General features: G+C 69.9%; 18 protein-coding genes. 9 read left to right on the top strand and 9 right to left on the bottom strand.

All coding sequences use genetic code 11. The features are described 5' to 3' along the window. Positions 1–481 precede the first annotated feature (481 nt). Positions 482–1,864, top strand: coding sequence for a peptidoglycan DD-metalloendopeptidase family protein (locus ACFSNB_RS08100; protein ID WP_377315651.1), 1,383 nt, complete (start codon positions 482–484; stop codon positions 1,862–1,864). A gap of 139 nt (positions 1,865–2,003) precedes the next feature. Beyond that, positions 2,004–5,453, top strand: coding sequence for a PAS domain S-box protein (locus tag ACFSNB_RS08095; protein ID WP_377315650.1), 3,450 nt, complete (start codon positions 2,004–2,006; stop codon positions 5,451–5,453). A gap of 20 nt (positions 5,454–5,473) precedes the next feature. Here the strand turns inward: ACFSNB_RS08095 and ACFSNB_RS08090 are convergent, their stop codons facing one another. The 4 genes from ACFSNB_RS08090 to ACFSNB_RS08075 all read right to left on the bottom strand — a co-directional run bounded on the left by ACFSNB_RS08090 (position 5,474) and on the right by ACFSNB_RS08075 (position 8,458). Next, entirely contained in the window at positions 5,474–5,848 is a 375-nt protein-coding gene (locus ACFSNB_RS08090) for a DUF4870 family protein (RefSeq protein ID WP_377315649.1), read from the bottom strand. Between the two features lie 68 nt (positions 5,849–5,916). Further along, a complete protein-coding gene (locus ACFSNB_RS08085) occupies positions 5,917–7,245 on the bottom strand; it encodes an ATP-binding protein (protein ID WP_377315648.1) in 1,329 nt (442 codons plus the stop codon). Positions 7,246–7,268: 23 nt separating this feature from the next. Next, on the bottom strand, positions 7,269–7,955 hold the full coding sequence (locus ACFSNB_RS08080) for a response regulator (protein ID WP_377315652.1): 687 nt from the start codon (positions 7,953–7,955) through the stop codon (positions 7,269–7,271). 5 nt (positions 7,956–7,960) lie between these two features. Then, positions 7,961–8,458 carry a MarR family winged helix-turn-helix transcriptional regulator gene (locus tag ACFSNB_RS08075; protein ID WP_377315647.1) on the bottom strand — a complete coding sequence of 166 codons (498 nt, stop codon included), beginning with the start codon at positions 8,456–8,458 and terminating at the stop codon, positions 7,961–7,963. 96 nt (positions 8,459–8,554) lie between these two features. On the opposite strand from ACFSNB_RS08075, the gene ACFSNB_RS08070 reads away from it, so the two are divergent. Together ACFSNB_RS08070 and ACFSNB_RS08065 are read left to right on the top strand one after the other, a co-directional pair. Beyond that, positions 8,555–9,427, top strand: coding sequence for a branched-chain amino acid aminotransferase (locus ACFSNB_RS08070; protein ID WP_377315646.1), 873 nt, complete (start codon positions 8,555–8,557; stop codon positions 9,425–9,427). Positions 9,428–9,583: 156 nt separating this feature from the next. Then, positions 9,584–11,290 (top strand): methyl-accepting chemotaxis protein, encoded by a 1,707-nt coding sequence (locus ACFSNB_RS08065; RefSeq protein ID WP_377315645.1) that lies wholly within the window; start codon positions 9,584–9,586, stop codon positions 11,288–11,290. Between the two features lie 110 nt (positions 11,291–11,400). Here the strand turns inward: ACFSNB_RS08065 and ACFSNB_RS08060 are convergent, their stop codons facing one another. After that, positions 11,401–11,637, bottom strand: coding sequence for a TraR/DksA C4-type zinc finger protein (locus tag ACFSNB_RS08060; RefSeq protein WP_377315644.1), 237 nt, complete (start codon positions 11,635–11,637; stop codon positions 11,401–11,403). 152 nt (positions 11,638–11,789) lie between these two features. Between ACFSNB_RS08060 and ACFSNB_RS08055 the strand changes: the two genes are divergently transcribed. After that, complete coding sequence (locus ACFSNB_RS08055; RefSeq protein WP_377315643.1) at positions 11,790–11,954, top strand: hypothetical protein; 165 nt, start codon at positions 11,790–11,792, stop codon at positions 11,952–11,954. A gap of 171 nt (positions 11,955–12,125) precedes the next feature. Continuing rightward, complete coding sequence (locus tag ACFSNB_RS08050; RefSeq protein WP_377315642.1) at positions 12,126–12,263, top strand: hypothetical protein; 138 nt, start codon at positions 12,126–12,128, stop codon at positions 12,261–12,263. Positions 12,264–12,563: 300 nt separating this feature from the next. Here ACFSNB_RS08050 and ACFSNB_RS08045 read toward each other — a convergent pair whose 3' ends face one another. Further along, positions 12,564–13,733: a hypothetical protein gene (locus ACFSNB_RS08045; RefSeq protein ID WP_377315641.1), complete on the bottom strand. Its 1,170-nt coding sequence runs from the start codon at positions 13,731–13,733 to the stop codon at positions 12,564–12,566. 215 nt (positions 13,734–13,948) lie between these two features. On the opposite strand from ACFSNB_RS08045, the gene metH reads away from it, so the two are divergent. After that, entirely contained in the window at positions 13,949–17,464 is a 3,516-nt protein-coding gene (gene metH / locus ACFSNB_RS08040; protein WP_377315640.1) for a methionine synthase, read from the top strand. Between the two features lie 182 nt (positions 17,465–17,646). Further along, positions 17,647–18,555, top strand: a complete 909-nt coding sequence (locus ACFSNB_RS08035) for a SphA family protein (RefSeq protein ID WP_377315639.1) — start codon at positions 17,647–17,649, stop codon at positions 18,553–18,555. Between the two features lie 11 nt (positions 18,556–18,566). Here the strand turns inward: ACFSNB_RS08035 and ACFSNB_RS08030 are convergent, their stop codons facing one another. Both ACFSNB_RS08030 and ACFSNB_RS08025 read right to left on the bottom strand, forming a co-directional pair. After that, positions 18,567–19,181 carry a glutathione S-transferase family protein gene (locus ACFSNB_RS08030; RefSeq protein WP_377315638.1) on the bottom strand — a complete coding sequence of 205 codons (615 nt, stop codon included), beginning with the start codon at positions 19,179–19,181 and terminating at the stop codon, positions 18,567–18,569. Positions 19,182–19,259: 78 nt separating this feature from the next. After that, positions 19,260–20,018 (bottom strand): FCD domain-containing protein, encoded by a 759-nt coding sequence (locus ACFSNB_RS08025; protein WP_377315637.1) that lies wholly within the window; start codon positions 20,016–20,018, stop codon positions 19,260–19,262. 148 nt (positions 20,019–20,166) lie between these two features. Here ACFSNB_RS08025 and ACFSNB_RS08020 point away from each other — a divergent pair, with 148 nt between their 5' ends. After that, positions 20,167–23,646: a pyruvate carboxylase gene (locus ACFSNB_RS08020; RefSeq protein WP_377315636.1), complete on the top strand. Its 3,480-nt coding sequence runs from the start codon at positions 20,167–20,169 to the stop codon at positions 23,644–23,646. A gap of 251 nt (positions 23,647–23,897) precedes the next feature. Here the strand turns inward: ACFSNB_RS08020 and ACFSNB_RS08015 are convergent, their stop codons facing one another. After that, complete coding sequence (locus tag ACFSNB_RS08015; protein WP_377315635.1) at positions 23,898–24,785, bottom strand: EamA family transporter; 888 nt, start codon at positions 24,783–24,785, stop codon at positions 23,898–23,900. Positions 24,786–24,878 lie beyond the last annotated feature (93 nt).

The raw sequence follows: 24,878 nt of genomic DNA, 5'->3' as shown, positions 1-24,878 counted from the left end.
TCCTGTCTCTTCACTTGTCAAACAGCAGGAGGACGTTTCCGTCTTCCGTCCCGCTCGGAGGCGAGGCCCGCCGCAGCGGGAGGCCGGTTTCTACTCGGCCCGGCCGGCCGTGTCAATCTCTTTTTTTTCGCCGCCGCCGGAAGGTCCGGAGCGGCAAGGGCGCCGTTTCTACTTCAGCGCCGGCCCCCGTGTCAACCGCTTTTTTACGCCGCCGGTGCGACCCGGTGGCAGCGGCCTTCTTCGAGGCCCCCGTCGCTTCGGAACCACTCGGTCCGTCGCGGCGAGGGGCGCTTTCTAGGCCTCATCCGACGCCGGGTCAACTCCTTTTTTCAGGTTTTTCCCCGAGAAACCGTCCGCGCCGCTTCGGGTGCCCCCAAGGCACAGTCAAGCGAAAAATACGGGCATTTGGGGTTGCCTTGGGGGCGGCCGGGCTGCGATAACCCGCCTGACTTTATCCACATGACAGCAGCGAACCCGTCCCTTGGCCGGCCATGTCACAGCCAAACTGAAGCGCAGCCTCAAAGCGATCGCCGTGGTTCTGCTGGTCGGCGCGATCGCGGTGCTGCTGGCCCGGCCCTTCGTCCCCTTCCCCCCGTTCGGCGGTGGCGAGGGGCCGCTCGAGCCCCGTCCGCCTCTTTATCTTGATCTGGAGGCCGAGGGCGACGCCCAGCCCCAGCCCGACACCGCCGACAGCGAGATCGAGGACATCGCCCGCCGCCCGTTCGAATCGGTGCTGACGCTCGGCTCGGGCGACACCATGCCCGAACTGATCGGCCGGGCCGGGGTCGCCGCCGGCGAGGCCGCCGCCGCCGCCGAGGCGCTTTATCATCTGATCGACCCGCGCACCCTGAAGGCCGGGCAGAAGGTGACGGTGACCTTCGCCCCCTCGCCCTACGGCTTCGGGCGCGGGCCGTTCCGCCAGGTCAGCCTCGCCCCCGACGCGATGCGCGACATCGTCGCCCGGCGCGGCGACAAGGGATTCGAGGCGGTCGAGACCAAGCGGCAGCTCAGCCGCCAGATCGCCCATTTCCAGGGCAGCATCAAATTCAGCCTGTATGACAGCGCGACCGACGCCGGCGTGCCGGTGCCGGTGGTGCTGGAGATGATCAAGGCGCTCAGCTACGACGTCGATTTCCAGCGCGACCTCCAGCCGGGCGACCGCTTCGACGTGCTGTTCGAGGCGTGGTACGACACCAAGGGCAAGCTGGTCCGCGCCGGCGACCTGATCCGGGTCGGGCTCGATCTGTCCGGCACCGCCCTCGGCCTTTATCGCTATGAAAGCACCGACGGCCGCGGCGAGTACTTCACCGCCACCGGCGAGAGCGTGCGCAAGGCGCTGCTGAAGACCCCGGTCGACGGCGCCCGCATCACCTCGGGCTTCGGCATGCGCAACCATCCGATCCTCGGCTACAGCAAGATGCACAAGGGAGTCGATTTCGGCGTCCCCCCCGGCACCCCGATCCAGGCCGCCGGCGACGGCACCGTCGAGATGGCCGGGCCGTTCGGCGCCTACGGCAATTATGTCCGCCTGCGCCACGGCAACGGCTACGGCACCGCCTATGCCCACATGAGCCGGATCGCCCCCGGCATCCATACCGGCCGCCATGTCAGCCAGGGCCAGATCATCGGCTATGTCGGCGCCACCGGCCGCGCCACCGGGCCGCACCTGCATTACGAGGTGCTGGTCGGCACCACCCAGATCAATCCGATGAGCATCAAGGTGCCGACCGGGATCAAGCTGGCCGGGCGCGACCTCGACCGCTATCTGGCCCACCGCCGCCAGATCGACCAGATGATGGCGGCGATCCCGTCGGGGACCCATGTCGGAGCCGGCAACGCCCGGCTCGGCCGCCTCGGGGGGTAACCCTATTTTTCGCGGCGGCCCGCCCGGTCTATCCTGACGTCACGAGGCGAACAGGACAAAGGCCGGCCCCGATGCATCGATTGCCCTTCCCCTTCCCGCCGGCCCCGCCCCGCCGCGCCGGCCCGGCCGGAGCGACGCGATGAGGCGGCTGTGGCGGACGATGGGCGGCCGGCTGCTGCTGGTGGCGCTGGGGGTGGAGATCCTCGGCCTGTCGCTGGTGATCGGCAACGACCTGCGCCGCACCGAGGACAAGCTGCTGCGGCAGATCGAGGACGAGGCGGTGATGCTGGGGCCGGTGCTGGCCGCCGCCCTGGTCGCGCCGCTGTCGCAGCAGGACACCGCCACCGTTCACGCCGTGCTCGACGAAAGCCGGGCCGCGCGCGGGCTGGTCTATCTCGCCGTGCTCGGCCCGCGCGGCGAACCACTGGCCTTCAGCGGCTGGCCCGAGGCCACCCCGCTGCCGCCGCCCGGCCCGCCGCCGACCCGGCTCGATCTCGGCCGCGACCGCCGCTATGACGCCGCCCGCAGCGTCGCCTTCGCCGGGCGGGTGCTGGGGCGGGTGCATTTCGGCCTCGACCTGACCCAGGTGATCGAGGCCCGGCGGGAGATGCTGATCGAGGATCTGGCGCTGGCGACGATCGGCCTCGGCCTGTCGGTGCTGCTGCTGGGGGGCTTCGGCCTGCGCGCCGCCCGCCGGCTCGACGATCTGACCGAGGCCAGCCAGACCCTGGCCTCCGGCCGCACCGACGCCCCGCCGCTGCCCGAGGGCGACGACGATCTCGGCCGCCTCGCCGCCGCGGTCAACCGGCTGGCCGAGGCGGTGCGCGAACGGGACGAACACCATGCCCGCGCCCTCGACGAGAGCGGCCACAAGGGCGAGGCCCGCGTCGCCATCCTCGAAGGCAAGCTCGGCCGGCTGTCGCTCACCCTGCGCCGGCTGCGGCTGGCCCAGAGCTTCGCCAACATCGCCTCGTGGGAATTCGACATCGCCACCCGCACCCTGCACCATTCCGAGCGGCTGCCGGCGCTGCTCGGGGTGGAGGACACGGTGGGGCGGATCGGCTACGACACCTTCGTCCGGGTGCTGCATCCCGAGGACCGCGCCACGGTGCGCCGGGCGTTCGGGCGGGCCATCCACGAGCGCCGCCCCTACGAGGTCGAGCACCGGGTCTGCCTGCCCGACGGGTCCGAGCGTTGGCTGCACGAGCGCGGCGCGGTGGTGTGCGACCGCGAGGGCCGGCCGGCGCGGGTGCTGGGGATCACCCAGGACATCCACCGCCGCAAGACCGCCGAGGCCAGCCTGCGCAAGCTGTCGGTCGCGGTCGAGCAGAGCCCGGTCGGGGTGCTGATCACCGCGCCCGACGACACGATCGAATATGCCAACCCGACCCTGCTGCGCCATTACGGCTACCGGCTCGACGAGGTATTGGGCCGGACCCCGAACCTGTTCCACGGCGAGCAGGCGGACGGCGCCCTGTTCCGGGCGATGCGGCAGCAGATCCATGCCGGCCAGTCCTGGCGGGGCGAATTGCGCAACCAGCGCAAGGACGGCAGCCCGCTGTGGGTCGCCGCCTCCATCACCCCGATCCGGGACCCGGACGGGCGGATCAGCCATTTTCTCTGCCTGTCGGAGGATGTCGGCGCCCGCAAGGCGGCCGAGCTCGAAGCCAGCGACAGCCGCCGCCGTCTGGCCGAGGCCCAGCGCCTCGCCGGTCTCGGCAGTTGGGAATACGTCCCCGCCACCGGGGCGATGGTGTGGTCGGAGACCACCTACGCCCTGTTCGGCCGCGACCAGGAGCCGTTCGTGCCGACCTTTGCGGCCTTCCTCGGCGCGATCCATCCCGACGACCGCGCCGCCTTCGACGAGACCCTGCGCCGGCTGGGCGAGGGCGAGGGCGCGCCCGAGGACGTGCCCGAGGACGTGCTGGTGCGGATCCGCCGCCCCGACGGCAGCCTGCGCCACCTCCAGGCCCGCACCCATCTCGGCTGCGACAGCCCGGACCAGCCGACGCGGATGGTCGGCACCCTGCTCGACGTCACCGAGCGCGAGAAGGCCAACGCCAACCGCGACCTGTTCCGCCGGCTGGTCGACGATGCCGGGCAGGCGATCCGCATCGCCGAGCCCGACGGCCGGATCCTGTTCGTCAACCAGGCCTATCTGACCCTGACCGGCTACCGCCGCGACCAGATCGAGCGGCATCCCTACACCGAGTTCCTGGGCGACCCGGCCTCGCCGGCGGCGCTGGCGGTGGCCGCCGCCTATGCCGAACGCCGCAACTGGACCGGACTGCTCGAGGTCGCCCGCGCCGACGGCACCAGCTTCACCGCCCTGTGCAATGTCGGGGTGGCGCTCGACCAGCGCGGCCGGGCCCAGTTCCTGTTCAGCATCTTCAGCGATTATTCGCCCGAGATCGAACGCCAGCGCGAACTGAGCGACGCCCGCGACGCCGCCGAGGCGGCCAGCCAGGCCAAATCGGCCTTCCTCGCCAACATGAGCCACGAACTGCGCACGCCGATGAACGCGATTCTCGGCTTCTCGCAGTTCCTCGAAATGGATGCGACCCTGACCGCGTCCCAGCGCGACAGCGTGCTGACGATCTATCAGGCCGGCCGCCACCTGCTCGACCTGATCAACGAGATCCTCGACCTCGCCCGGATCGAGGCCGGGCGGATCGACCTGTCGATCGAATCGGTGCCGGTCGAACCGGTGCTGACCGAATGCCTCGACCTGATCGCGCCGCTGGCCCAGGAGCGCGGCATCGCCCTGATCCGGCGCGCCGCCGAGCCGGGACTGGCCGCCCGCGCCGACCGGCTGCGCCTCAAGCAGGTGCTGGTCAACCTCCTGTCGAACGCGATCAAGTACAACCGCCCCAACGGCACGGTGCGGATCCTGACCCGCCGCACCGGCCCCGAGACCCTGCGCCTGACCGTGGCCGACACCGGGCGCGGCATCGCCCCCGACCGGCTCCAGGAGCTGTTCATCCCGTTCAACCGGCTGGGGGCCGAATACACCGACACCGAGGGCACCGGCATCGGCCTCGCGCTGTCGCGCCGCATCGTCGAGGCGATGGCCGGGCGGATCTCGGTCGAGAGCCATCCCGGCCAGGGCAGCGCCTTTTCGATCGAATTGCGGGCCGAGCCGCCCGACCCCAGCCGCGTCGCCGCCCTGCCCGCCGCCGCTCCGTTGGCCGACGACCGCCCGGTCACCGCGACGGTGCTCTATGTCGATGACGATCCGGTCAATCTGAAGCTGCTGGAACAGGTGTTCGCCACCATGCCGCAATTGCGGCTGGTCACCGCGCCGACCCCGGGGCTGGGGCTCGACCTCGCCCGGCTGCGCCGGCCCGACCTGATCCTGCTCGACATCAATCTGCCGGGGATGGATGGCTGCGAGATGCTGGGGCGGCTGCGCGCCGATCCGCAGACCGAGGCGATCCCGGTGGCCGCCGTCACCGCGCTGGCGATGGCGCGCGACATCGAACGCGGCCTCGCCGCCGGCTTCAACGCCTATCTGACCAAGCCGATCGACATCCCGCTGCTGGTCGAGACCGTGCGCAGCCTGCTCGACGCCCCGGCCCCGCCGGCCTGAGCCGGCGGCCGGGGATCAGATCAGGCCTCGGCCTCGCTGTCCGGCGGCACCGGGGCCAGCACCGGCGGCGCGCCAAAGGGGACGCCACGCTTCAGCGCCGACAGGCCACGGATCATCCGGATCAGGATCCAGACATACAGGCCGAACAGGACGACCCAGCCGACGACGATGAAGCTGGTCAGCAGCCCGAAGATCCCGATCCCGAGGCCCCACCAGAACACCCGGATCACGTTGCCGAAATGGGTGTCGAGCACCGTGTCGGTGCCGCGATAGACGTAGGCGATCACCACCGCCGCGACCATCGTCACCGGGAACAGCAGCCCGGTCAGCATGCAGATGTAGGCGATCAGCGCCATGGTGTTGGCGTTCTGTTGGGCGAGCAGATTGTCGGTCATCATCCCCTCCCGCTGCGGAGACTCGAGCATACGTCGAAAGGGGCGCCGGTTTAAGCCCCTTCGCCGGATCACAGCGGCAGGCGCAGCCGCACCCGCAGCCCGCCGAGCGGCGAATCCTCCAGCTTGATCTCGCCGCCATGGGCGCGGACGATGTCGCGGGCGATGGTCAGGCCGAGCCCGACCCCGCCGGCGGCGGCGGAATCGAGCCGGGTGAACGGACGGAACACCTCGTCGCGCCGCACCGGGGGGATGCCGGGGCCGTCATCGTCGATCAGCAGCTCGGCGGCGTTCTGGCGCCGCCCGACCCGGACCCAGACATGGCCCTCGGGGGCGCGGCCGTGCCGCACCGCGTTGCCGAGCAGGTTGGCCAGCACCCGGCTGATCGCCACCGGGCGCAGCGGCATGGTCAGCTCGCCCTCGCTGTGCAGGTCGATCGCCGCGCCCTGGCGGCGGAAACGGCCGACCACGTCCTCGACCAGCCCGGGCAGATCGGTCTCGACCGGGGTCTCGGTCCCCTCGCCGCGGGCGAAGGCGAGGTAGCCCTCGATCATCCGCTCCATCTCGGCGACGTCCTCTTCCAGCTCGGCCCGCCCCTCGACCGCGCCCAGCATCGCCAGTTGCAGCTTCATCCGGGTCAGCGGCGTGCGCAGATCGTGCGACACCCCGGCCAGCATCTCGGTGCGCTGCTGGATCTGGCGCTGGATCCGCTCGCGCATCAGGTTGAAGGCCTGGGCGGCCTGGCGCACCTCGGTCGCCCCCTCCGGCTTGAACGCCAGCACGTCGAGCCCCTTGCCGAAGCGGTCGGCCGCCACCGCCAGCTTGCGCACGCTGCGGACCTGATTGCGCATGAACACGGTGGCGATGCCGAACAGCAGCATCGCCGTGCCCAGCATCCATAGGATGAAGACGTAGGTGGTGGAGGAGAACAGCCGCTTCTTCGGGGCGTAGATCTCAAGCAGCCCGTCGGACAACTGGACCCGGATCACCACCTCGCGTTCGAGCGATTCGGCATCCATCCGGTAGGGGCGCTGCACCTGCTCGGCCATCGCGTCCTCCATCGCCCGGTCGAGCACCCCGGACAGCGGCGGCGGCGGCTGGTTGGCGAGGATGCCGCCGGGGATGAAGCGGGCATCCAGTTCCATCTTGGCGGCGGCGATCGACAGGATGGTGCGGCGGGATTCGGCGTCGGGGAAGGCGCGGGTCGCCTCGATCACCGTGGCGATGTCGCCGGCCAGCCCCTTGGCCAGCCGGCGCGACACCGTCTCCCAGTGGCTGGCGTAGAACACGTAGGTCGAGACCAGTTGCAGCACCACCAGCGGCATGACGATGATCAGCAGCGACCGCCCCAGCAAACCGTGCGGCAGCGCCCGCTTCAGCCAGACTTCCGGTCGCGTCATCCCCACCTCCTCGCCCGCCGCCGTCAGTCCGGCCGCAACATGTACCCGGTGCCGCGCACGGTCTGGAGATAGCGCGGCAGGCGGGGATCGTCCTCGATCTTCTTGCGCAGGCGGGTCACCTGGACATCGACCGCGCGGGGGTTGGCGGCGCTGCCGGTGCGGGCGGCCAGCTCGTCGCGCGACACCCCCTGGCCGGCGGCCTCGGCCAGCACCGCCAGCAGGTCGCGCTCGGCCTGGGTGAGGTGGACCGGCTGGTCGCCCCGCCGCAATTCGGCCCGGGCCAGATCCCAGGTGAAGGCGCCGAGGCGCAGGGTGGAGGGCGCCGCCTCGCCCTGGTCGCGCGGGGCGCGGCGCAGGATCGAGGCCAGCCGCAGCAGCAGCTCGCGCGGCTCGAACGGCTTCGACAGATAATCGTCGGCCCCGGCCTCCAGGCCGCGAATGCGGTCATTGACCTCGCCGCGCGCGGTCAGCAGCAGGATCGGCAGGCGGTTGCCCTCGGCGCGCAGCGCCCGGGTCAGGGCGATGCCGTCCTCGCCCGGCATCATCACGTCGAGCACCATCACGTCGAAGGCCAGCGCGGCGAGGTGGCGGCGGGCCTCGCCGGCCTCGGCGGCGGTGACCACCAGATAGCCGTTCTCGGTCAGGTACTTCGCCAGCAGATCGCGCAAACGGCGGTCGTCATCGACCACCAGGACATGCCCGCCTTCCATCGTCGTCATTCCCCGTCGCGCGGCGGCAGCGCGAAGCGGCCGCGGTCGCTCTCCTCGATCAGCCCGAGCAGCACCCGCTGGAAGCCCTCGGCCGCGCCGGGACCGGCGGCGGCACAGGCGCGGGCGATCCGCGCCGCCTGACGCGCGGTGACCCGCGCCTCCAGCGCCCGGCCGCGCTCGGTCAGGGTCAGCAGACGCTGGCGCCGGTCATGCGGACCGGGCCGCTGGTGGATGAAGCCCTCGGCGACCAATTGCCCCAGCACCCGGGCCAGACTCTGCTTGGTGATGCGCAGCGTGTCGAGCAGCTCGCTGACGCTGGTGCCGGCATGGCGGCCGACGAAGTAGATCACCCGGTGATGGGCGCGGCCGAAGCCGTACTCCGCCAGGATCGCGTCGGCCTCGCCGGTGAAGTCGCGATAGGCGAAGAACAGCAGCTCAATGCTCTGGCGCAGCGCCACCTCTTCGGCGGTCAGCGGGGGGGCCGGGGTTTTTCGGTCAGTCATGTTGACATATTTGCCTAACGGTGTTACAAGATGCAAGCAAGATCGGTAATTTTCGATCACAAACCCTCCCCATACCCTTTCCGAACGGACATTGTCATGGCTGCTCTTCCCTTCGACGATCGTGATGGCTTCATCTGGCTCGACGGCAAGCTGACCCCCTGGCGCGAGGCCAAGATCCACGTTCTGACCCATGGCCTGCATTATGGATCCTGCGTGTTCGAGGGCGAGCGGGTCTATGACGGCAAGGTGTTCAAGCTGCGCGAACATTCCCAGCGCCTGATCGACTCGGCCAGCGTGCTCGGGATGGAGATCCCGTTCAGCGTCGAACAGCTCGACGCGGCGACGATGGAGACCCTGGCCGCCAACGGCATCACCAACGGCTATGTCCGCCCGGTGGTGTGGCGCGGCAGCGAGATGATGGGCGTTGCCGCCCACAACACCCGCACCCGCGTCGCCATCGCCACCTGGACCTGGCCGAGCTACTTCACCCCCGAGGCGCGGATGCGCGGCATCCGTCTCGGCTTCGCCGCCTGGAAGCGCCCGCATCCGGAAACCGCCCCGACCCAGGCCAAGGCCGCCGGCCTCTACATGATCTGCACCATGAGCAAGCACAAGGCCGAGGCCGAGGGCTATGACGACGCCCTGATGCTCGACTGGCGCGGCCAGGTGGCCGAGGCGACCGGGGCCAACGTGTTCTTCGTCATCGGCAACGAGATCCACACCCCGCTGCCCGACTGTTTCCTCAACGGCATCACCCGCCAGACCGTGATCGCGCTGGCCCGGGCCAAGGGCTTCACCGTGGTCGAGCGGGCGATCCTGCCCGAGGAGATGGCCAAGGCCAGCGAATGCTTCATCACCGGCACCGCCGCCGAAATCACCCCGGTGAGCGAGATCGGCCCCTATCGCTTCACCCCCGGTGAGGTGACCAAGACCATGATCGCCGAATACGATTCCTGCGTCCGCGCCTGACGCGCGTATTGATCCTTATCGGCTGCAAGGGAAGGGACGGTCGCGATCGCGGCCGTCCTTTCCTTTTTCACCCGAGGGGATTAAACTTGTGGATGTTTTTTTACACTCTGGACTCAGGGTCGGTCCTGTTGCCGGCGGAGAAGGAGTACGCTGTTCGTGGCCAAAGTTTGGGCTAACCTGCGGCTGTCGAGCCGCTTCATGGCGATCGTCGGCTGTGGCGTCGCCCTGTTGATTCTGGGGGTGGTGATCACCATCGCCCGCTTCGAATCCGCCGAGACCGAAAAACAGCTGCAACGCCTGTCCGCCAACGAGATGACCTCGCTGCACGCGCTGATCGTCAACGTGATGGCCAAGCGCCCGGACGACGGCGACAATATCGGCATCACCGTCTTCAACAACTGGTTCGACAGCCGCAACGTCCATTATCCCGGCAAGGTGTGGAGCGCCTGGGGCCCCAAGGTCACCGCCTACATGAAGGAGGCCGAGCCCAACCGGCCGCCCAAGCTGCCGCGCGACGCGGTCGATCGCGAGGCGTTCGAGACCAAGAAGCCGGTCGGCCGCTTCGTCGACGGCTATTACCGCTATTCCTTCCCGATCGTGCTCGGCGTCACCGAGGGCGCCGACCAGCCGGTCTGTCACACCTGTCACGGCGGGATGGGGATCGGCGACGGCGAGGTGATCGCGGTGCTGTCCTCCTCGCTGTCCACCGCCGAATCCGATGCCCGCCTCAAGCAGATCGTGCTGTGGCTGGCGATCGGCGGGGTGATCGCCACCCTACTGGCGGTGCTGGGCGTGCGCTGGAGCCTCAACCGCATCATCGCCAACCCGATCGGGGACATGACCCGGCGGATGAACGCGCTGGCCGGCGGCGACGTCGCGGTCGAGGTGCCCGCGCTCGACCGCAGCGACGAGGTCGGCGACATCGCCCGCGCCGTCCAGGTGTTCAAGGACAACGCCATCGCCAAGCAGCAAATGGAGGCCGACGCCGCCGCCCTCGCCCGCCACCGCGAGGAACGGATGAAGCGGCTTGAAGGCCTGATCGCCGCCTTCGACAAGGCGGTGACCGCGGTGCTCGATTCGGTGTCCGAGGCGGCGCAGCGGATGACCGCGTCGGCCCGGGGGATGGTCGCCTCGGCCGACCGCGCCCTGACCAGCGCCAACGCCGCCGCCACCCAGGCGGTCGACGCCAATCAGAACGTCCGCATGGTCGCCTCGGCCGCCGAGGAACTGTCGGCCTCGATCCGCGAGATCGCCGAGCAGGTCGGCATGTCCAACCGGGTCGCCGCCACCGCCACCCGCGAGGCCGACACCGTCAACGGCCGGGTCCAGGGGCTGGCCGGCGCGGCCGAGAAGATCGGCGAGATCATCGAGATGATCACCGGCATCGCCGAGCAGACCAACCTGCTGGCGCTGAACGCCACCGTCGAGGCGGCGCGGGCCGGCGAGGCCGGCAAGGGCTTTGCCGTGGTCGCCTCGGAGGTCAAGAACCTCGCCCGCCAGACCGTCGGCGCCACCGACGACATCTCGTCGCAGATCTCCACCATCCAGCAGGAAACCGACAAGACCGTCCGCGCCATTCGCGGCATCACCACCACCATCTCCTCGATGGACGGCATCACCACCACCATCGCCGCCGCGATCGAACAGCAGGGCGCCGCCACCCAGGAAATCGCCCGCAACATCGATCACGCCGCCACCGGCACCGATTTCGTGTCGGAGACCATCGGCTCGGTGTCGCAGACCATCCAGGAAACCGACCGCGCCGCCAAGGACGTGCTCGACGCGGTCGAGGCGCTGCAACGCCAATCGACGGTGCTGCGCGAGGAGGTCGATCGCTTCCTCGCCTCGATCACCGAGGTGTGAGGCGCCCCGGCCCCCTGGTTTTCATCGATAAACAGAAGAGGGGTTCGGGGAGCTTTGCTCCCCGAGCGGGGCGGCGGGGCGGCAGCCCCGCCCAGCGTTTGACGGAAATCTCAGTCGTGCGGACCGCAGCGGCGGCGGCGCAGGCGGTGGGCTTCCTCTTCCGCCGCGCAACCGGCGCACAGCCGGGCGCGGGGATTGGCCCGCAACCGTTCCGGCTCGATGGCATCCTGGCAGGACTGGCAAACCCCGTTGGACAGCGGTCCGGCGGTCACGCGGCTCAGCACGGCGTGCAGAGCGGCTCCGGTAAAAACCTCAGACCGTTCGGTGGCGCAATCGATGTCGTCCAAGACTGACCCTCCTCGTCACGGTGGTGGGAAGACGTTGGCAGGTTCCGATCTCACGATAAAATGAAGAGTTGATTGCGGTCGATTTCACCGGCAGAATTTTTGTTTCCGCCACATTCGGCGGCACGGGAACGACGACTAAGAGACCGCCGGACGTGGCCGAGGCCCAGGACGAGATTCACCTCTGCCCCCAATGCGGGCAGCCAACCCGCCACCGGGTGGTCCGCGAACGGGTGCTGGCCCCGGTGCTGTGGTGCCTGCGCTGCTTTCACGCCCGGATCGAGGCGGACGGCGCCGACGAGGGCTCCGCCCGGTCCTGACCGCCACCGGCCGTTTCCCGCCGGCGCCCCCAACCGCAGAATCCCCAAAAAAATCTGCACCATTCACCCCCGGTTTATATCGGGCCGCAAGTCCGTTTAACCGAATTCCATATACTCCCCCTAGACGCTGGTATGGTACAGCGCCGCTTCGCCGAGAACAGGACGACGGACATGACCTTCGACATTGCCCAATTCCGCGCCGAATTCACCCGCCGCATCGCCCAGGTCGCCGCGTCTCTCGGCGAACTCGACCTCGCCGCCGCCGAACTGCGCCGCCGAGTCACCGGCTTCGCCCAGGCGAGTTTCTGACCATGACCGGCGCGGCCGGCAGCCGCCCCCACGGCCCCCATCACCCCTCGCCCGTCCCCCCGGGCGTTTCTCCAGGGATTTCCCCCCTTCCCTGGTCCTCGGTGGTGCCGTTCCTGCCGCCACGCCGCCGCCCCGGACCGGCGCGCTTTCCCCCGCTCCCGCCGGTTCGGGGCCTCTTTTCCGGGCCGCGCCGTCTCGCGCCGCCGCTGCCGCCCCGTCCCCCGAGGCACTGAGCCCGCTCTCTCTCCCACCCCACGATCCGCCCGGGCCCCCACCCGGGCGGAACCGTTTCCGGCCGCCCTATCCCAGCGGCGCCGGCACCGGCCCCAGCGCGTCGAGGGCGCGGACCAGATCGGGATGGGTCATCAGCAGCGCCTCGCCATTGGGCTCGGCCCCGCCGGCATAGGCGGTCCCCAGCACCGCCTGATAGAACCGGTTCATCTCGTCGAGGCTGGGCGGCGGCACCGGCAGCGGCGCCAGCCGCTCGGCCAGCCGGCGCACGGCGTGGGCGCGGCCCTCGTGGCAGAAATCCTGCTTGAAGCGCGGCTCGCCCAGCACGACGAAGGCCACCATCAGGAACACGGTGAAGCGGCGGATGTCGTCGCCCAGCACCGGCAGCAGCGCCCGGATCACCTCGCCCTGCACCGCCGACACCTGGGCCACCGCGCGGCGGATCCGCTCGGTCTCGCCGTGGGGGAACAGCCGGCCGAGATCCATCTGCTGCACCACCCGCCACAGCACCTCGGCATCGATCCGGTCATGGCCGGACACCATCAGCCGCCGCGCCCCGTCAAGCAGCAGCGGCGCCCGCCCATCGGCCGGCGCGCCGCCGGGCGCGGCCAGGGCCCGCAATTCGGCCGCCTCGCGCACGTCGAGCAGCCGGGGGCCGAGACTGGTCACCAGCGCCGGGGTCATCGGCACATAATGGGGGATCAACGGCACCTGCCAGTCGAAGCACAGATGGGCCCGGATCGCCCGATACAGCTCGTCGGCGCGCGACGGCGCGGTGGAACGCCGTGGCCGGCGCGGCGGCTCGGCCAGCCCGAGCGAGATCGCCCATCGCTTCAGCACCGGCACCTCCGGCATCACCGGCGCGGCCAGCCGCGCCGGGCCATCGTCGAGCCGGCGGCGGAAATGGCGCCGCGCCGCCGCCCGCACCACCAGCGCCACCGCGTCGCCCAGGGTACGGCCGCAGGCCAGCAGCGATTCGTCGCGGGTGACCGGACGGCGCTCGCCATCGACCACCACCTCGCGGAACAGTTCGGGACGGCTGCGGAACAGGTGGAAACATTCGGCCAGCAGGCGGGGATCGTTCATCACCACGTCATAGGCGGCCCCGCGCGGCAGGGTTTGCAGATTGGGGATCTCCCGCCGCAACACCTCGATCACCGGGCCTTCCAGCGCCGACCGCACCGCCACCACCGCCGGATCGGACGACCGGCCCAGGTCGGCGCCAGCGCCGGCTTCCATTTTCTGAGTCATCTCGCGCACCATCGCTTCAACCGGACGAAGCGGGCCCCCGCGCCCCCTCGTCTTGCGTTGGGGACCAGGATACAACCTTCCCTTGCCGCAGAGAATGAGACGTTTCACACAGGCCGGACGCGGCGCCCCGACGCGGCAATCGTGACAGCGCGATGAATCCAGTCTAGTAAGACTGACTCCGCACCCGCGAGGATCTTACGGCGATGAGCAGCCTTCTCGACCACCTGTCCCAATCCGTTCTGTTGTGCGACGGCGGCACCGGCGCCCTGATCCAGGGGATGGCGCTGTCGGTCGAAAAGGATTTCCTCGGACTCGAAAACTGTACCGAGATCCTGGTCGAATCCCGCCCCGACGTGATTCGCGGCATCCACGAGCGTTATTTCGCCGCCGGGGCCGACATGGTCGAGGCCGACAGCTTCGGCGCCAGCCCGCTGACCCTGGCCGAGTTCGGCATCGCCGACCGCGCCTTCGACCTCAACCGCCGCGCCGCCGAACTGGCGCGCGAGGCGGCCGAGCTGTTCGCCGACGGGCGCCGGCGCTATGTGCTGGGGGCGATCGGGCCGGGCACCAAGCTGCCCTCGCTCGGCCACATCGATTACGACCGGCTGGAGGCGGCCTACCGGATCCAGGCCGCCGGGCTGATCGCCGGCGGCGCCGACGCCTTCCTGATCGAAACCTGCCAGGACCCGCTCCAGATCAAGGCGGCGGTCAATGGCTGCAAGCTGGCGGTGGCCGAGGCCAACGCCGATGTGCCGATGTTCGTCCAGGTCACGGTCGAGACCACCGGCACGATGCTGGTCGGCGCCGACATCGCCGCCGCCGCCACCGTGGTCCACTCGCTCGGCGTGCCGCTGCTCGGGATGAACTGCGCCGCCGGACCGCAGGAGATGGCCGAGCATTTCACCTGGCTGGCGCAGAACTGGCCCGGCCTGCTGTCGATCCAGCCCAATGCCGGCCTGCCCGAACTGGTCGAGGGCAAGACCCGCTACCCGCTGCTGCCCGACGAGCTGGCGGTGTGGCACGAACGCTTCGTGGCGATGGGGGCCAATCTGGTCGGCGGCTGCTGCGGCACCACCCCCGACCACATCGCCGCCACCGACGCGATGCTGCGGCGGATCGGCGCCGGCAGCCGGCCGGCGGCGGTCAGGCGCAGCGTGCATTGGGTACCGGCGGTGGCCTCGCTCTACAGCCAGGTGCCGCTCAAGCAGGAAAACGCCTTCCTGTCGATCGGCGAGCGTTGCAACGCCAATGGCTCGAAGAAGGTGCGCGACCTCCAGGCGGCCGAGGATTGGGACGGCATCGTCGCCATCGCCCGCGATCAGGTCAAGGAAGGCAGCCACACCCTCGACGTCTGCACCGCCTATGTCGGCCGCGACGAGGTGCGCGACATGACCGAGGTGGTGTCGCGCCTGCGCGGCGCCGTCACCGCGCCGCTGGTGATCGATTCGACCGAGCTGCCGGTGCTGGAGGCCGGGCTCAAGCTGTATGGCGGCAAGGCGATCCTCAATTCGATCAATTTCGAGAACGGCGAGGAAGACGCGGCGGCGCGGCTGGCGCTGGCGCGCAAATACGGCGCGGCGGTGGTGGCGCTGACCATCGACGAGCAGGGGATGGCCAAGGAGGCCGAGGCCAAGCTGCGCATCGCCCACCGCCTGTATGATTTCGCGGTCAACCGCCACGGCCTGCCGGCGTCGGACCTGCTGTTCGACCCGCTGACCTTCACCGTCTGCACCGGCAATGTCGAGGACCGCCGCCTCGGCATCGAGACCCTCGACGCGATCGAGCGGATCGCCGCCGAGATGCCGGAATGCGGCATCATCCTCGGCCTGTCGAACATCTCGTTCGGGCTGAAGCCGGCGGCGCGGCAGGTGCTGAATTCGGTGTTCGTCGATCTGGCCCGCCGCCGGGGCATGACCGGGGCGATCGTCCACGTCTCGAAGATCCTGCCGCTGCACACCCTGCCGGCCGAGGAGGTCGCCGCCGCCGAGGACCTGCTGCTCGACCGCGACGAGGGCGCGCTGGCCCGCTTCATCGCCCTGTTCGGCGACCGGGGCGTGGCCGAGGTCAAGAAGGCCCGCCCTGCCACCCCCGAGGAGCGCCTCAAGCAACGCATCGTCGATGGCGACCGCACCGGGCTCGACGACGACCTCGCCGCCGCGCTGGCGGCCGGCTGGAGCCCGCTCGACATCATCAACCAGTTGCTGCTCGACGGGATGAAGACGGTCGGCGAGCTGTTCGGCTCGGGCAAGATGCAGCTGCCGTTCGTGCTGCAATCGGCCGAGACGATGAAGGCCGCCGTCGCCTATCTCGAACCCCGGATGGAAAAGGGCGACGCGCAGCAGCACAAGGCGACCATCGTGCTGGCCACCGTCAAGGGCGACGTCCACGACATCGGCAAGAATCTGGTCGACATCATCCTGACCAACAACGGCTACCGGGTGATCAACATCGGCATCAAGCAGCCGGTGGGCGAGATCATCAAGGCCGCCCGCGCCCACAACGCCGACGCGGTGGGGATGTCCGGCCTGCTGGTCAAATCGACCGTGATCATGCGCGAGAACCTCGAGGAGATGAGCCGCGAGGGGCTCGATCTGCCGGTGCTGCTGGGTGGCGCCGCGCTGACGCGCGGCTATGTCGAGCAGGATTGCCACGCCGCCTATGCCTGCGGCCGGGTTGCCTATGCCCGCGACGCCTTCGACGGGCTGACCCTGATGGGCAAGGTGGTCGAGGGCAGCTTCGACGCCCACAGCCACGCCCGTCCCGCCACCGCCGCGCCGGCCGCCCCGACCGCCGCCAACGACGACGCGGCCGTGCCGGTGGCAGCGCCCTCGGCGCCGCGTCCGGGCGACTGGCGCGCCGCCACCCGCCCGATCGACTGGGAAGCGGTCGATCTGCGCCGGGCCGAGCTGCACCGCGAGCTGACCCCGCCGACTCCGCCGTTCTGGGGGCCACGTCTGGTCGAGGCGGTGCCGCTCCAGAATCTGGTGCCGTTCCTCAACGAGACCACCCTCTACCAGTTCCATTGGGGCTACCGCAAACAGGGGCGGACGATCGAGGAATTCCGCGCCTGGGCCCACCGCGAACTGCGGCCGCAGGCGCTGGCCCTGCTCAAACGCTGCGCCGACGAGAAGATCCTGCGGCCGCAGGCGGTCTACGGCTACTGGCCGGCGGCGAGCGAAGGCGACAGCGTGGTGCTGTTCGACCCGGCCGACCCGGCCCGCGAGGTCGCCCGCTTCGCCTTCCCGCGTCAGGCCCGCGAGGGCGGCATCTCGATCGCCGATTTCTTCCGCCCGGTCGGCGACCCGGCGCGCGACGTGATCGGGTTGCAGGTGGTCACGGTCGGGCGCGAGGCGACCGAGACGGCGCGGCACTGGTTCGAGGCCGACAAGTATCAGGATTATCTCTATCTGCACGGGCTGTCGGTCGAGGTCGCCGAGGCGCTGGCCGAATATGTCCACAAGCGGATCCGCGCCGAGCTTGGCTTCGCCGCCGAGGACGCCGCCGAACCGGCCCAGCTGCTGCGCCAGGGCTATCGCGGCTCGCGCTTCTCGTTCGGCTATCCCGCCTGCCCCCGGCTGGAGGATCAGGCGCAGATCCTCGCTCTGCTGGGAGCGGAGCGGATCGGGGTCGGGCTTTCGGACGAGTTCCAGCTGGAACCCGAGCAATCGACCTCGGCCATCGTCAGTCTGCATCCGCAGGCGCGCTACTTCGTGTTGTAACGGCGGGGCTGCCGCCCCGCACCCGGCCCGGGGCGATGCCCCGGACCCCCTTCTTTTTTGGAAGGGAACGGGGGGCGGCGACGTCGAAGGGAGTCCGGCCGGGCCAACCCTGGGGAGGGGGGGCCGGGTCGGGAGAGGGAGACCGCGGCAACGCGGTCGTAACGTCAGAGGGGGAAACACCGATGTTGCACAAACTCGGGCGCGGACTCGCGCTCGCGCTGGGGCTCGCCCTGCTGTCCGCACCGGCCGGGGCGACCGAATTGTGGGACCAGCATCTGCGCGGCGTCGATAGCGGCCTGCCGGCCGGGGCGCTGCCGCCGGAAGGGCTCTATTTCGCGCTGAACAATTATTTCGCCAGCTTCAAGCAATACGGTCCGGCCGACCGCAAGACCGGGATGTCGCTCAACGCGGTGGTCGAGGCGCCGGTGCTGCTGTGGAACACCGGGCTTGAGGTGCTGGGGGCGCAGTACGCCGTCGCGGTAGCCCAGCCGCTGGATTACACCGAGATCGGCGTGCCCAATGCGCCGACCCTGACCAACACCGGCCATTGGGGCAATTTCAACACCTACCTCGCCCCGGTGATCCTGTCCTGGGCCCTGCCCTACGATTTCCACGTCAAGGGCAGCTTCGGGGTGTGGCTCGACGATGCCAGCTCGGCCCCCGGTCGCAGCCCGTCACGCGGCGGCGTCGGCTCGGGCAACGGCTTCACCACCTTCGAGCCGGCGCTCGGCATCAGCTGGCTGCATGACGGCTGGAACCTCAGCGCCCAGATCTATTACGACACCAGCACCCGCAACGACCGCACCCGCTACCAGTCCGGCGACCAGATCGCGGTCGATTACACCGCGACCAAGACCATCGGCGGCTGGACCGTCGGCCTCGGCGCGTTCCAGCTCAACCAGATCGAACAGGACAGCCGCAACGGCACCAAGCTGTCCGGCACCGTGTCGCAGTCCTACGGCCTGGGGCCGATCCTCGGCTATGATTTCGGCCGGTTCAGCCTCCAGGGCACCTACAACCACTATCTGCTGGTCCATAACGACGTCGGCGACGACGTCCTCAACGTCCGTCTGGTCGTGCCGGTGTTCTGACCCGTCGGGCTTCAGGCCGGAGGGAAACGGCGGAACGCCGCCGTTTCCTCCGCCTGGGCCGACAAACGGGCCAGACGGGGAAGGGCGGCCGGGTCGATCCGCTCGCCCAGCAGGTCGCGGCTGAACCGCCACGTCACCGCGATGGTGACATCGGCCAGCAGCGGCCGCTCCGCCACCACCCACCCCTCGCCCGCGCCGATCTCGGCTTCGAGCAGACGATAGGCGGCATCGAGCTGCTGCCACACCCGGTCGAGCCAGGGCTGATGCTGCTTGTCGATCGGCCGCAGCCGGGTCTCGTAGACGATCTGCACCGTCTTCTCGCACGCCGCCAGCGCCAGCCCCAGCAACCGGGTCGCCCGCAGCAGCCCGGCCGGATCGGTCGGGGTCAGCCGCCGTTCCGCCACCGCCAGCGTCTCGGCATAAGCGAGGATCAGGGTCGACTCGAGCAGCACCGTCCCGTCATCGGTCACCAGGGTCGGCGCCTTGACCACCGGATTGATCGCGGCGAAACGGTCGAAATCGGCAAACACCGACAGGGATTGATGCTCGAACCCCACCCCCAGCAGATCGAGGGCGATCGCGGTACGGCGGACATAGGGCGAATCCAGCATTCCGATCAGACGCATCTCGACCCTCCTTCGTAACGGAACGGGGTCCAGGGGCCGGCGGCCCCTGGCGGGGGCGGGGCAGCGCCCCGCTTGAGATTATTGCCGCCCGCCGATCCGCGACAATGAGGCGTCGAGACGGGCATCGGCCTCGGCGATCTCGCGCAACGCATCGCGAGTGAAATCGATATGCGCCTCGGCCGCCGCCTGGGCGGCGCCGGGATCGCCGGCCAGCACCGCGTCGAGGATGGCGCGGTGCTGATTGAACAGCAGGTCGCGCACCGCCTGCCGCCGGTACAGCATCGCCCGGCTGTACAGCTCGTCATGCCCGAGCAGCCCCATCAGCGCCCGCATCACATGCATCATCACCAGACTGTGCGAGGCCTCGTAGATGGCGAGATGGAACTGGGTGCCGGCCTCGGCCTCCAACGAACGGTCGCCGGCCTGATTGGCCGCCTCGATCGCGGCAAAGCGGCGGGTCAGGCTGGCGCGGTCGATGTCGGTGGCGCGCTGCGCGGCGAGGGCGGTCGCGGTGCTTTCGACCAGCCGGCGGAATTCGAGGTAATCGAGCACCGCCTCGGGATGGCCGGTCAGCACCTCGCGGATCGGACCGCAGAATCCCTCGCCCAGCAGCGGCGCCACCTCGGTCGCGCCGCCGCGTTCCGACGACAGCAGCCCGCGCCCCTCCAGCTTGTCGAGCGCCTCGCGCAGCGACGGGCGCGACACGTCGAACCGCGCCGCCAGTTCGCGTTCCGGCAGCAGACGTTCTCCCGGTCGCAGACTGCCCTCGAGAATCAGCCGTTCGAGATGGTGGGCGATGCTGTCGGCCAGTTTGGGGGGTCTGATTCGTTCCGTCATGCCCATCTCAAGGGTTGGCTTCGGACCGAACTGGGCCGAAACGATTAGCTACGCCCAAACCCCATCGGTCGGCAAGAGCAAGAACCCTGTTTACAAGAGCGGTAAAGAGTTTTATCCGATAGCCCTGCGCCGCACAAAAGGATGAACCATGACCGCCGCCTTGCCCTGTCACCTGCCCCTGCGCAAGCTGCTCGTCGCCAACCGGGGCGAGATCGCCATTCGGATCTGCCGCGCCGCCACCGAGCTTGGCATGTCCACCGTCGCGATCTATTCGACCGAGGACCGCTTCGCGCTGCACCGGTTCAAGGCCGACGAATCCTACCTGATCGGCAAGGGCAAGGGTCCGATCGAGGCCTATCTGTCGATCGACGAGATCGTCCAGGTGGCGAAGGAGACCGGCTGCGACGCGGTCCATCCCGGCTATGGCTTCCTGGCCGAGAATCCCGATTTCGCCGACGCGGTGCGCGCCGCCGGGCTGGTGTTCGTCGGCCCCTCCTCCGACGTGATGCGGCTGCTCGGCAACAAGGTGGCGGCGCGCAACCTCGCGGTGTCGGCCGGGGTGCCGGTGATGCCGGCGACCGGGCCGCTGCCGGCCGATGCCGAGGAATGCCGCCGGCTGGCGGGCGCGATCGGCTATCCGCTGATGCTGAAGGCGAGCTGGGGCGGCGGCGGGCGCGGCATGCGCGTGGTCGAAAACGCCGACGAGCTGGCCGAGCTGGTCGCGGTGGCCCGGCGCGAGGCCAAGGCGGCGTTCGGCAATGACGAGGTCTATCTGGAGAAGCTGGTCCGCCGCGCCCGCCATGTCGAGGTGCAGATCCTGGGCGATGCCGGCGGCGAGCTGCTCCATCTGTTCGAGCGCGACTGCTCGGTGCAGCGGCGCAATCAGAAGGTGGTCGAGCGCGCCCCCGCCCCCTATCTCGACCCGGCCGGGCGCGAGGCGCTGTGCGCCGCCGCGCTGACGCTGGCCCGCGCCGCCGGCTACCAGAACGCCGGCACGGTCGAGTTCCTGATGGATGTCGACAGCGGCGCGTTCTATTTCATCGAGGTCAATCCCCGCGTCCAGGTCGAGCACACCGTCACCGAGGTCGTCACCGGGATCGACATCGTCAAGGCGCAGATCCGCATCGCCGCCGGTGCCCGGATCGGCCAGCCCGGCGCCGAGCTGCCGCACCAGCACGAGGTTCGCCTCAACGGCCACGCCATCCAGTGCCGCATCACCACCGAGGATCCCTCCAACGCCTTCATCCCCGATTACGGCCGGATCACCGCCTATCGCGGCGCCGCCGGCTTCGGCATCCGCCTCGACGGCGGCACCGCCTTCTCGGGGGCGCTGATCACCCGCCATTACGATTCGCTGCTGGAGAAGGTCACCGCCTGGGCGCCGACCCCGGACGAGGCGATCCTGCGGATGGAACGGGCGCTGCGCGAATTCCGCATTCGCGGCGTCGCCACCAACCTGACCTTCCTCGAGGCGGTGATCTGCCATCCCCGCTTCGTCGCCTGCGAGTACACCACCCGCTTCATCGACGAGACCCCCGAGCTGTTCACCCGCTCCGAGCGGCGCGACCGCGCCAGCCGGCTGCTGAACTTCATCGGCGAGGTGATGGTCAACGGCAACCCCGAGGTCGCCGGCCTGCCCCAGCCCAAGAGCGTCAGCGTGCCCGAGGCCCCGGCCTGGGACCATGGCGCGCCGCCGCCCGACGGCAGCAAGCAATTGCTCGACCGGCTCGGCGCCGAGGGGCTGGCCCGCTGGATGCTGGAGCAGAAGCGGGTGCTGATCACCGACACCACCTTCCGCGACGCCCACCAATCGCTGATCGCGACCCGGATGCGCACCGCCGACCTGATGGCGGCGGCCCCGGCCTATGCCCGCCGCCTGCCCGGCCTGTTCTCGGTCGAATGCTGGGGCGGCGCCACCTTCGACGTGGCGATGCGCTTCCTCAAGGAGGATCCGTGGGAGCGGCTGCACGGCTTCCGCCGGGCGATGCCCAACCTGCTGCTGCAAATGCTGCTGCGCTCGGCCAACGCGGTCGGCTACACCAACTACCCCGACAATGTGGTGCGCCATTTCGTCGCCCAGGCGGCGGAGAACGGGGTGGACCTGTTCCGGGTGTTCGACTCGCTCAACTGGGTCGACAACATGCGGGTGGCGATCGACGCGGTGCGCGAGACCGGCCGGCTGTGCGAGGGCACCATCTGCTACACCGGCGACCTCGACGACCCGGCGCGGCCGAAATACGACCTCAAATATTACGTGACGATGGCCAAGGAGCTGGAGGCGGCCGGCGCCCACATCCTCGGCATCAAGGACATGGCCGGACTGGCCAAGCCGAAGGCGATCGCCCGGCTGGTGCGGACCCTCAAGCAGGAAGTCGGCCTGCCGATCCATTTCCATACCCACGACACCTCGGGCCTGTCGGCGGCCAGCGTGCTGGCGGCGGTCGAGGCCGGGGTCGATGCGATCGACGCGGCGATGGATGCGATGAGCGGGCTGACCTCGCAGCCGCCGCTCGGCTCGATCTGCGCCGCGCTGGCCCAGCACGAGCGCGATCCCGGGCTCGATCACACCGCCCTCAACGATCTGTCGCGCTACTGGGAAGGGGTGCGGGCGCTCTATGCCCCGTTCGAGGCCGACATCCGTTCCGGCACCGCCGACGTCTATCGCCACGAAATGCCGGGCGGCCAGTACACCAACCTGCGCGCCCAGGCCCGCTCGCTCGGGGTCGAGCAGCATTGGGACTGGGTCGCCCAGGCCTATGCCGACGTCAACCGCCTGTTCGGCGACGTGGTCAAGGTGACCCCCACCAGCAAGGTGGTCGGCGACATGGCGCTGATGATGGTCACCAGCAACCTGACCCCCGAGGACGTGCTCGATCCGCACAAGGAGATCGCCTTCCCCGAATCGGTGGTGTCGTTCTTCAAGGGCGACCTCGGCCAGCCGGTCGGCGGCTTCCCCGCGGCGTTGCAGAAGAAGGTGCTGGCCGGGGCCGAGCCGATCCGGGTCCGTCCCGGCGCGGTGCTGCCGCCGGCCGACCTCGCCGCCGAGCGCGCCGCCGCCGAGACCAAGGCCGGGCGGACGGTCAGCGAGGCCGAGCTGGCCTCCTACCTGATGTATCCCAAGGTGTTCACCGATTTCGCCGCCCATCAGCGCAGCTTCGGCGACGTCTCCGGCCTGCCGACCGACGTGTTCTTCTACGGCATGCAGCCGGGCCAGGAGATCAGCGTCGAGATCGAGCGCGGCAAGAGCCTGATCATCCGCTTCCTCGCCATCGGCGAGGCCGACGCCGACGGCGAGCGCAAGGTGTTCTTCGAGCTGAACGGCCAGCCCCGGGTGGTGCGGATCAGTGATCGCACCGTCGCCCCGGCCCGGGTGGCGCGCCCCAAGGCCGAGCCGGGCAACCCGGCCCAGATCGGCGCGCCGATGCCCGGTCTGGTGGTCAGCGTCGCGGTCCATCCCGGCCAGCCGGTCGAGAAGGGCGACCTGCTGGTGGCGATCGAGGCGATGAAGATGGAGACGGCGGTGCGGGCCGAACGAGCCGGCATCGTCGCCCAGGTCGCGGTCACCCCCGGCACCCAGGTCGAGGCCAAGGACCTGCTGGTGGTGCTGGAGGGCGCGGCCACCGCGTAACGGATAACAGAGCGGGCGGCGCATCGACGCGGCCCGCCCCGACCGGGGCCGGAAATGCCCCGGCCCTCCCCCCCCGGAAGTTTTGGGAGGCTTTGACCGGGGGGGGAGGCGCGCTTTTTCGCGGTTCAGGCCGCCTGCGGGGCTGCCGCCCCGGGCCCCGCCTGGAGGCTGGCGCCTCCAGACCTCCCCTGTTTTTATCAAGGGGGTTTGGGCGAGTGCCCAATAACGTTGATGACCCTGTTTCGCGGGCCTCAGGCCGCTCGATCCGATGACGGCCGGGCGGGCGGGCGCTGGCCGAGCCAGATGCCGCCGATCACCAGGACCACCCCGGCGAGCTGGAACGGGGTCAGCGACTGGCCCAGCCCGATCCAGCCCAGCAGCACCGCCGTCACCGGACTGAGAAAGCCCAGCGAGGACACCACCGCCGCCTCCAGCCGGGCGATGCCCCGGAACCACAGCCAGTAGGTCAGCGCCCCGCCCACCAGCCCGAGCCAGCCCAGGCCAATCAGGTTCGTCGGCGTGAGCGTTGGCGGAAGCGGGGCGAACAGCAAGGCGGGCGGGATCAGCAGCAGGCCACCGGCGGTCAATTGCCAGGCGGTGAGGGTCAGCAGCGAGACCGGCGGTTGCCAGCGCCGGGTCAGCACCGTGCCGCAGGCCATCGACACCGCCCCGCCCAAGGCGGCGGCGAGGCCGAGCGGATCGAGCGCCGCCTCGGGGGTCAGCACCAGCAGGGCGACCCCGCCCAGGCCGATCAGCGCGGCAACGACCGCCTGGGCCCGGATGCGCTGCCCCAGCCAGACCGAGGCCAGCAGGATCACCAGCAACGGCTGGAGCGCCCCCAGCGTCGCCGCCACCCCGCCCGGCAGGCGATAGGCAGCAACGAACAGCAGGGTCCAGAAGATCGAGAAATTGAGCGCGCCGAGGATCAGGACCCGGCCCAGCCAGGGGCCGCTCGGCAGGCGGCGGACGATCAGCAGCAGCAGCAGCCCGGCCGGCAGCGCCCGCAGCAGGGCGACCAGCAGCGGCGGGAAGCCCGCCAGCCATTCGGTGCTGACCAGATAGGTGCTGCCCCAGATCATCGGCGCCAGGGCGGTCGGCAGCAGGTCGCCAAGGCGAAGGTGGGGGGAAAAGACTGTCATGGCGGTGTCCTTGCAGGCGGGGCGGCCGCCCCGCACCCCGCCCGGAGGCTGGCGCCTCCGGACCTCCCCCTTGTTCGGAAAGGGGCGGCGCTT

This window comes from Phaeospirillum tilakii (assembly GCF_042683125.1).
Taxonomy (GTDB): domain Bacteria; phylum Pseudomonadota; class Alphaproteobacteria; order Rhodospirillales; family Magnetospirillaceae; genus Phaeospirillum; species Phaeospirillum tilakii.
The sequence above is the reverse complement of the archived record's forward strand: the minus strand, read 5'-3'. Positions and strand labels throughout refer to the sequence as shown.

Coding starts and splice junctions, on each gene's coding strand:
- ACFSNB_RS08095 (WP_377315650.1), top strand. CDS start 2,004: ATGAGGCGGCTGTGGCGGACGATGGGCGGCCGGCTGCTGCTGGTGGCG.
- ACFSNB_RS08090 (WP_377315649.1), bottom strand. CDS start 5,848: ATGACCGACAATCTGCTCGCCCAACAGAACGCCAACACCATGGCGCTG.
- ACFSNB_RS08085 (WP_377315648.1), bottom strand. CDS start 7,245: ATGACGCGACCGGAAGTCTGGCTGAAGCGGGCGCTGCCGCACGGTTTG.
- ACFSNB_RS08080 (WP_377315652.1), bottom strand. CDS start 7,955: ATGGAAGGCGGGCATGTCCTGGTGGTCGATGACGACCGCCGTTTGCGC.
- ACFSNB_RS08075 (WP_377315647.1), bottom strand. CDS start 8,458: ATGACTGACCGAAAAACCCCGGCCCCCCCGCTGACCGCCGAAGAGGTG.
- ACFSNB_RS08070 (WP_377315646.1), top strand. CDS start 8,555: ATGGCTGCTCTTCCCTTCGACGATCGTGATGGCTTCATCTGGCTCGAC.
- ACFSNB_RS08050 (WP_377315642.1), top strand. CDS start 12,126: ATGACCTTCGACATTGCCCAATTCCGCGCCGAATTCACCCGCCGCATC.
- ACFSNB_RS08045 (WP_377315641.1), bottom strand. CDS start 13,733: ATGGAAGCCGGCGCTGGCGCCGACCTGGGCCGGTCGTCCGATCCGGCG.
- metH (WP_377315640.1), top strand. CDS start 13,949: ATGAGCAGCCTTCTCGACCACCTGTCCCAATCCGTTCTGTTGTGCGAC.
- ACFSNB_RS08035 (WP_377315639.1), top strand. CDS start 17,647: ATGTTGCACAAACTCGGGCGCGGACTCGCGCTCGCGCTGGGGCTCGCC.
- ACFSNB_RS08030 (WP_377315638.1), bottom strand. CDS start 19,181: ATGCGTCTGATCGGAATGCTGGATTCGCCCTATGTCCGCCGTACCGCG.
- ACFSNB_RS08025 (WP_377315637.1), bottom strand. CDS start 20,018: ATGACGGAACGAATCAGACCCCCCAAACTGGCCGACAGCATCGCCCAC.
- ACFSNB_RS08020 (WP_377315636.1), top strand. CDS start 20,167: ATGACCGCCGCCTTGCCCTGTCACCTGCCCCTGCGCAAGCTGCTCGTC.
- ACFSNB_RS08015 (WP_377315635.1), bottom strand. CDS start 24,785: ATGACAGTCTTTTCCCCCCACCTTCGCCTTGGCGACCTGCTGCCGACC.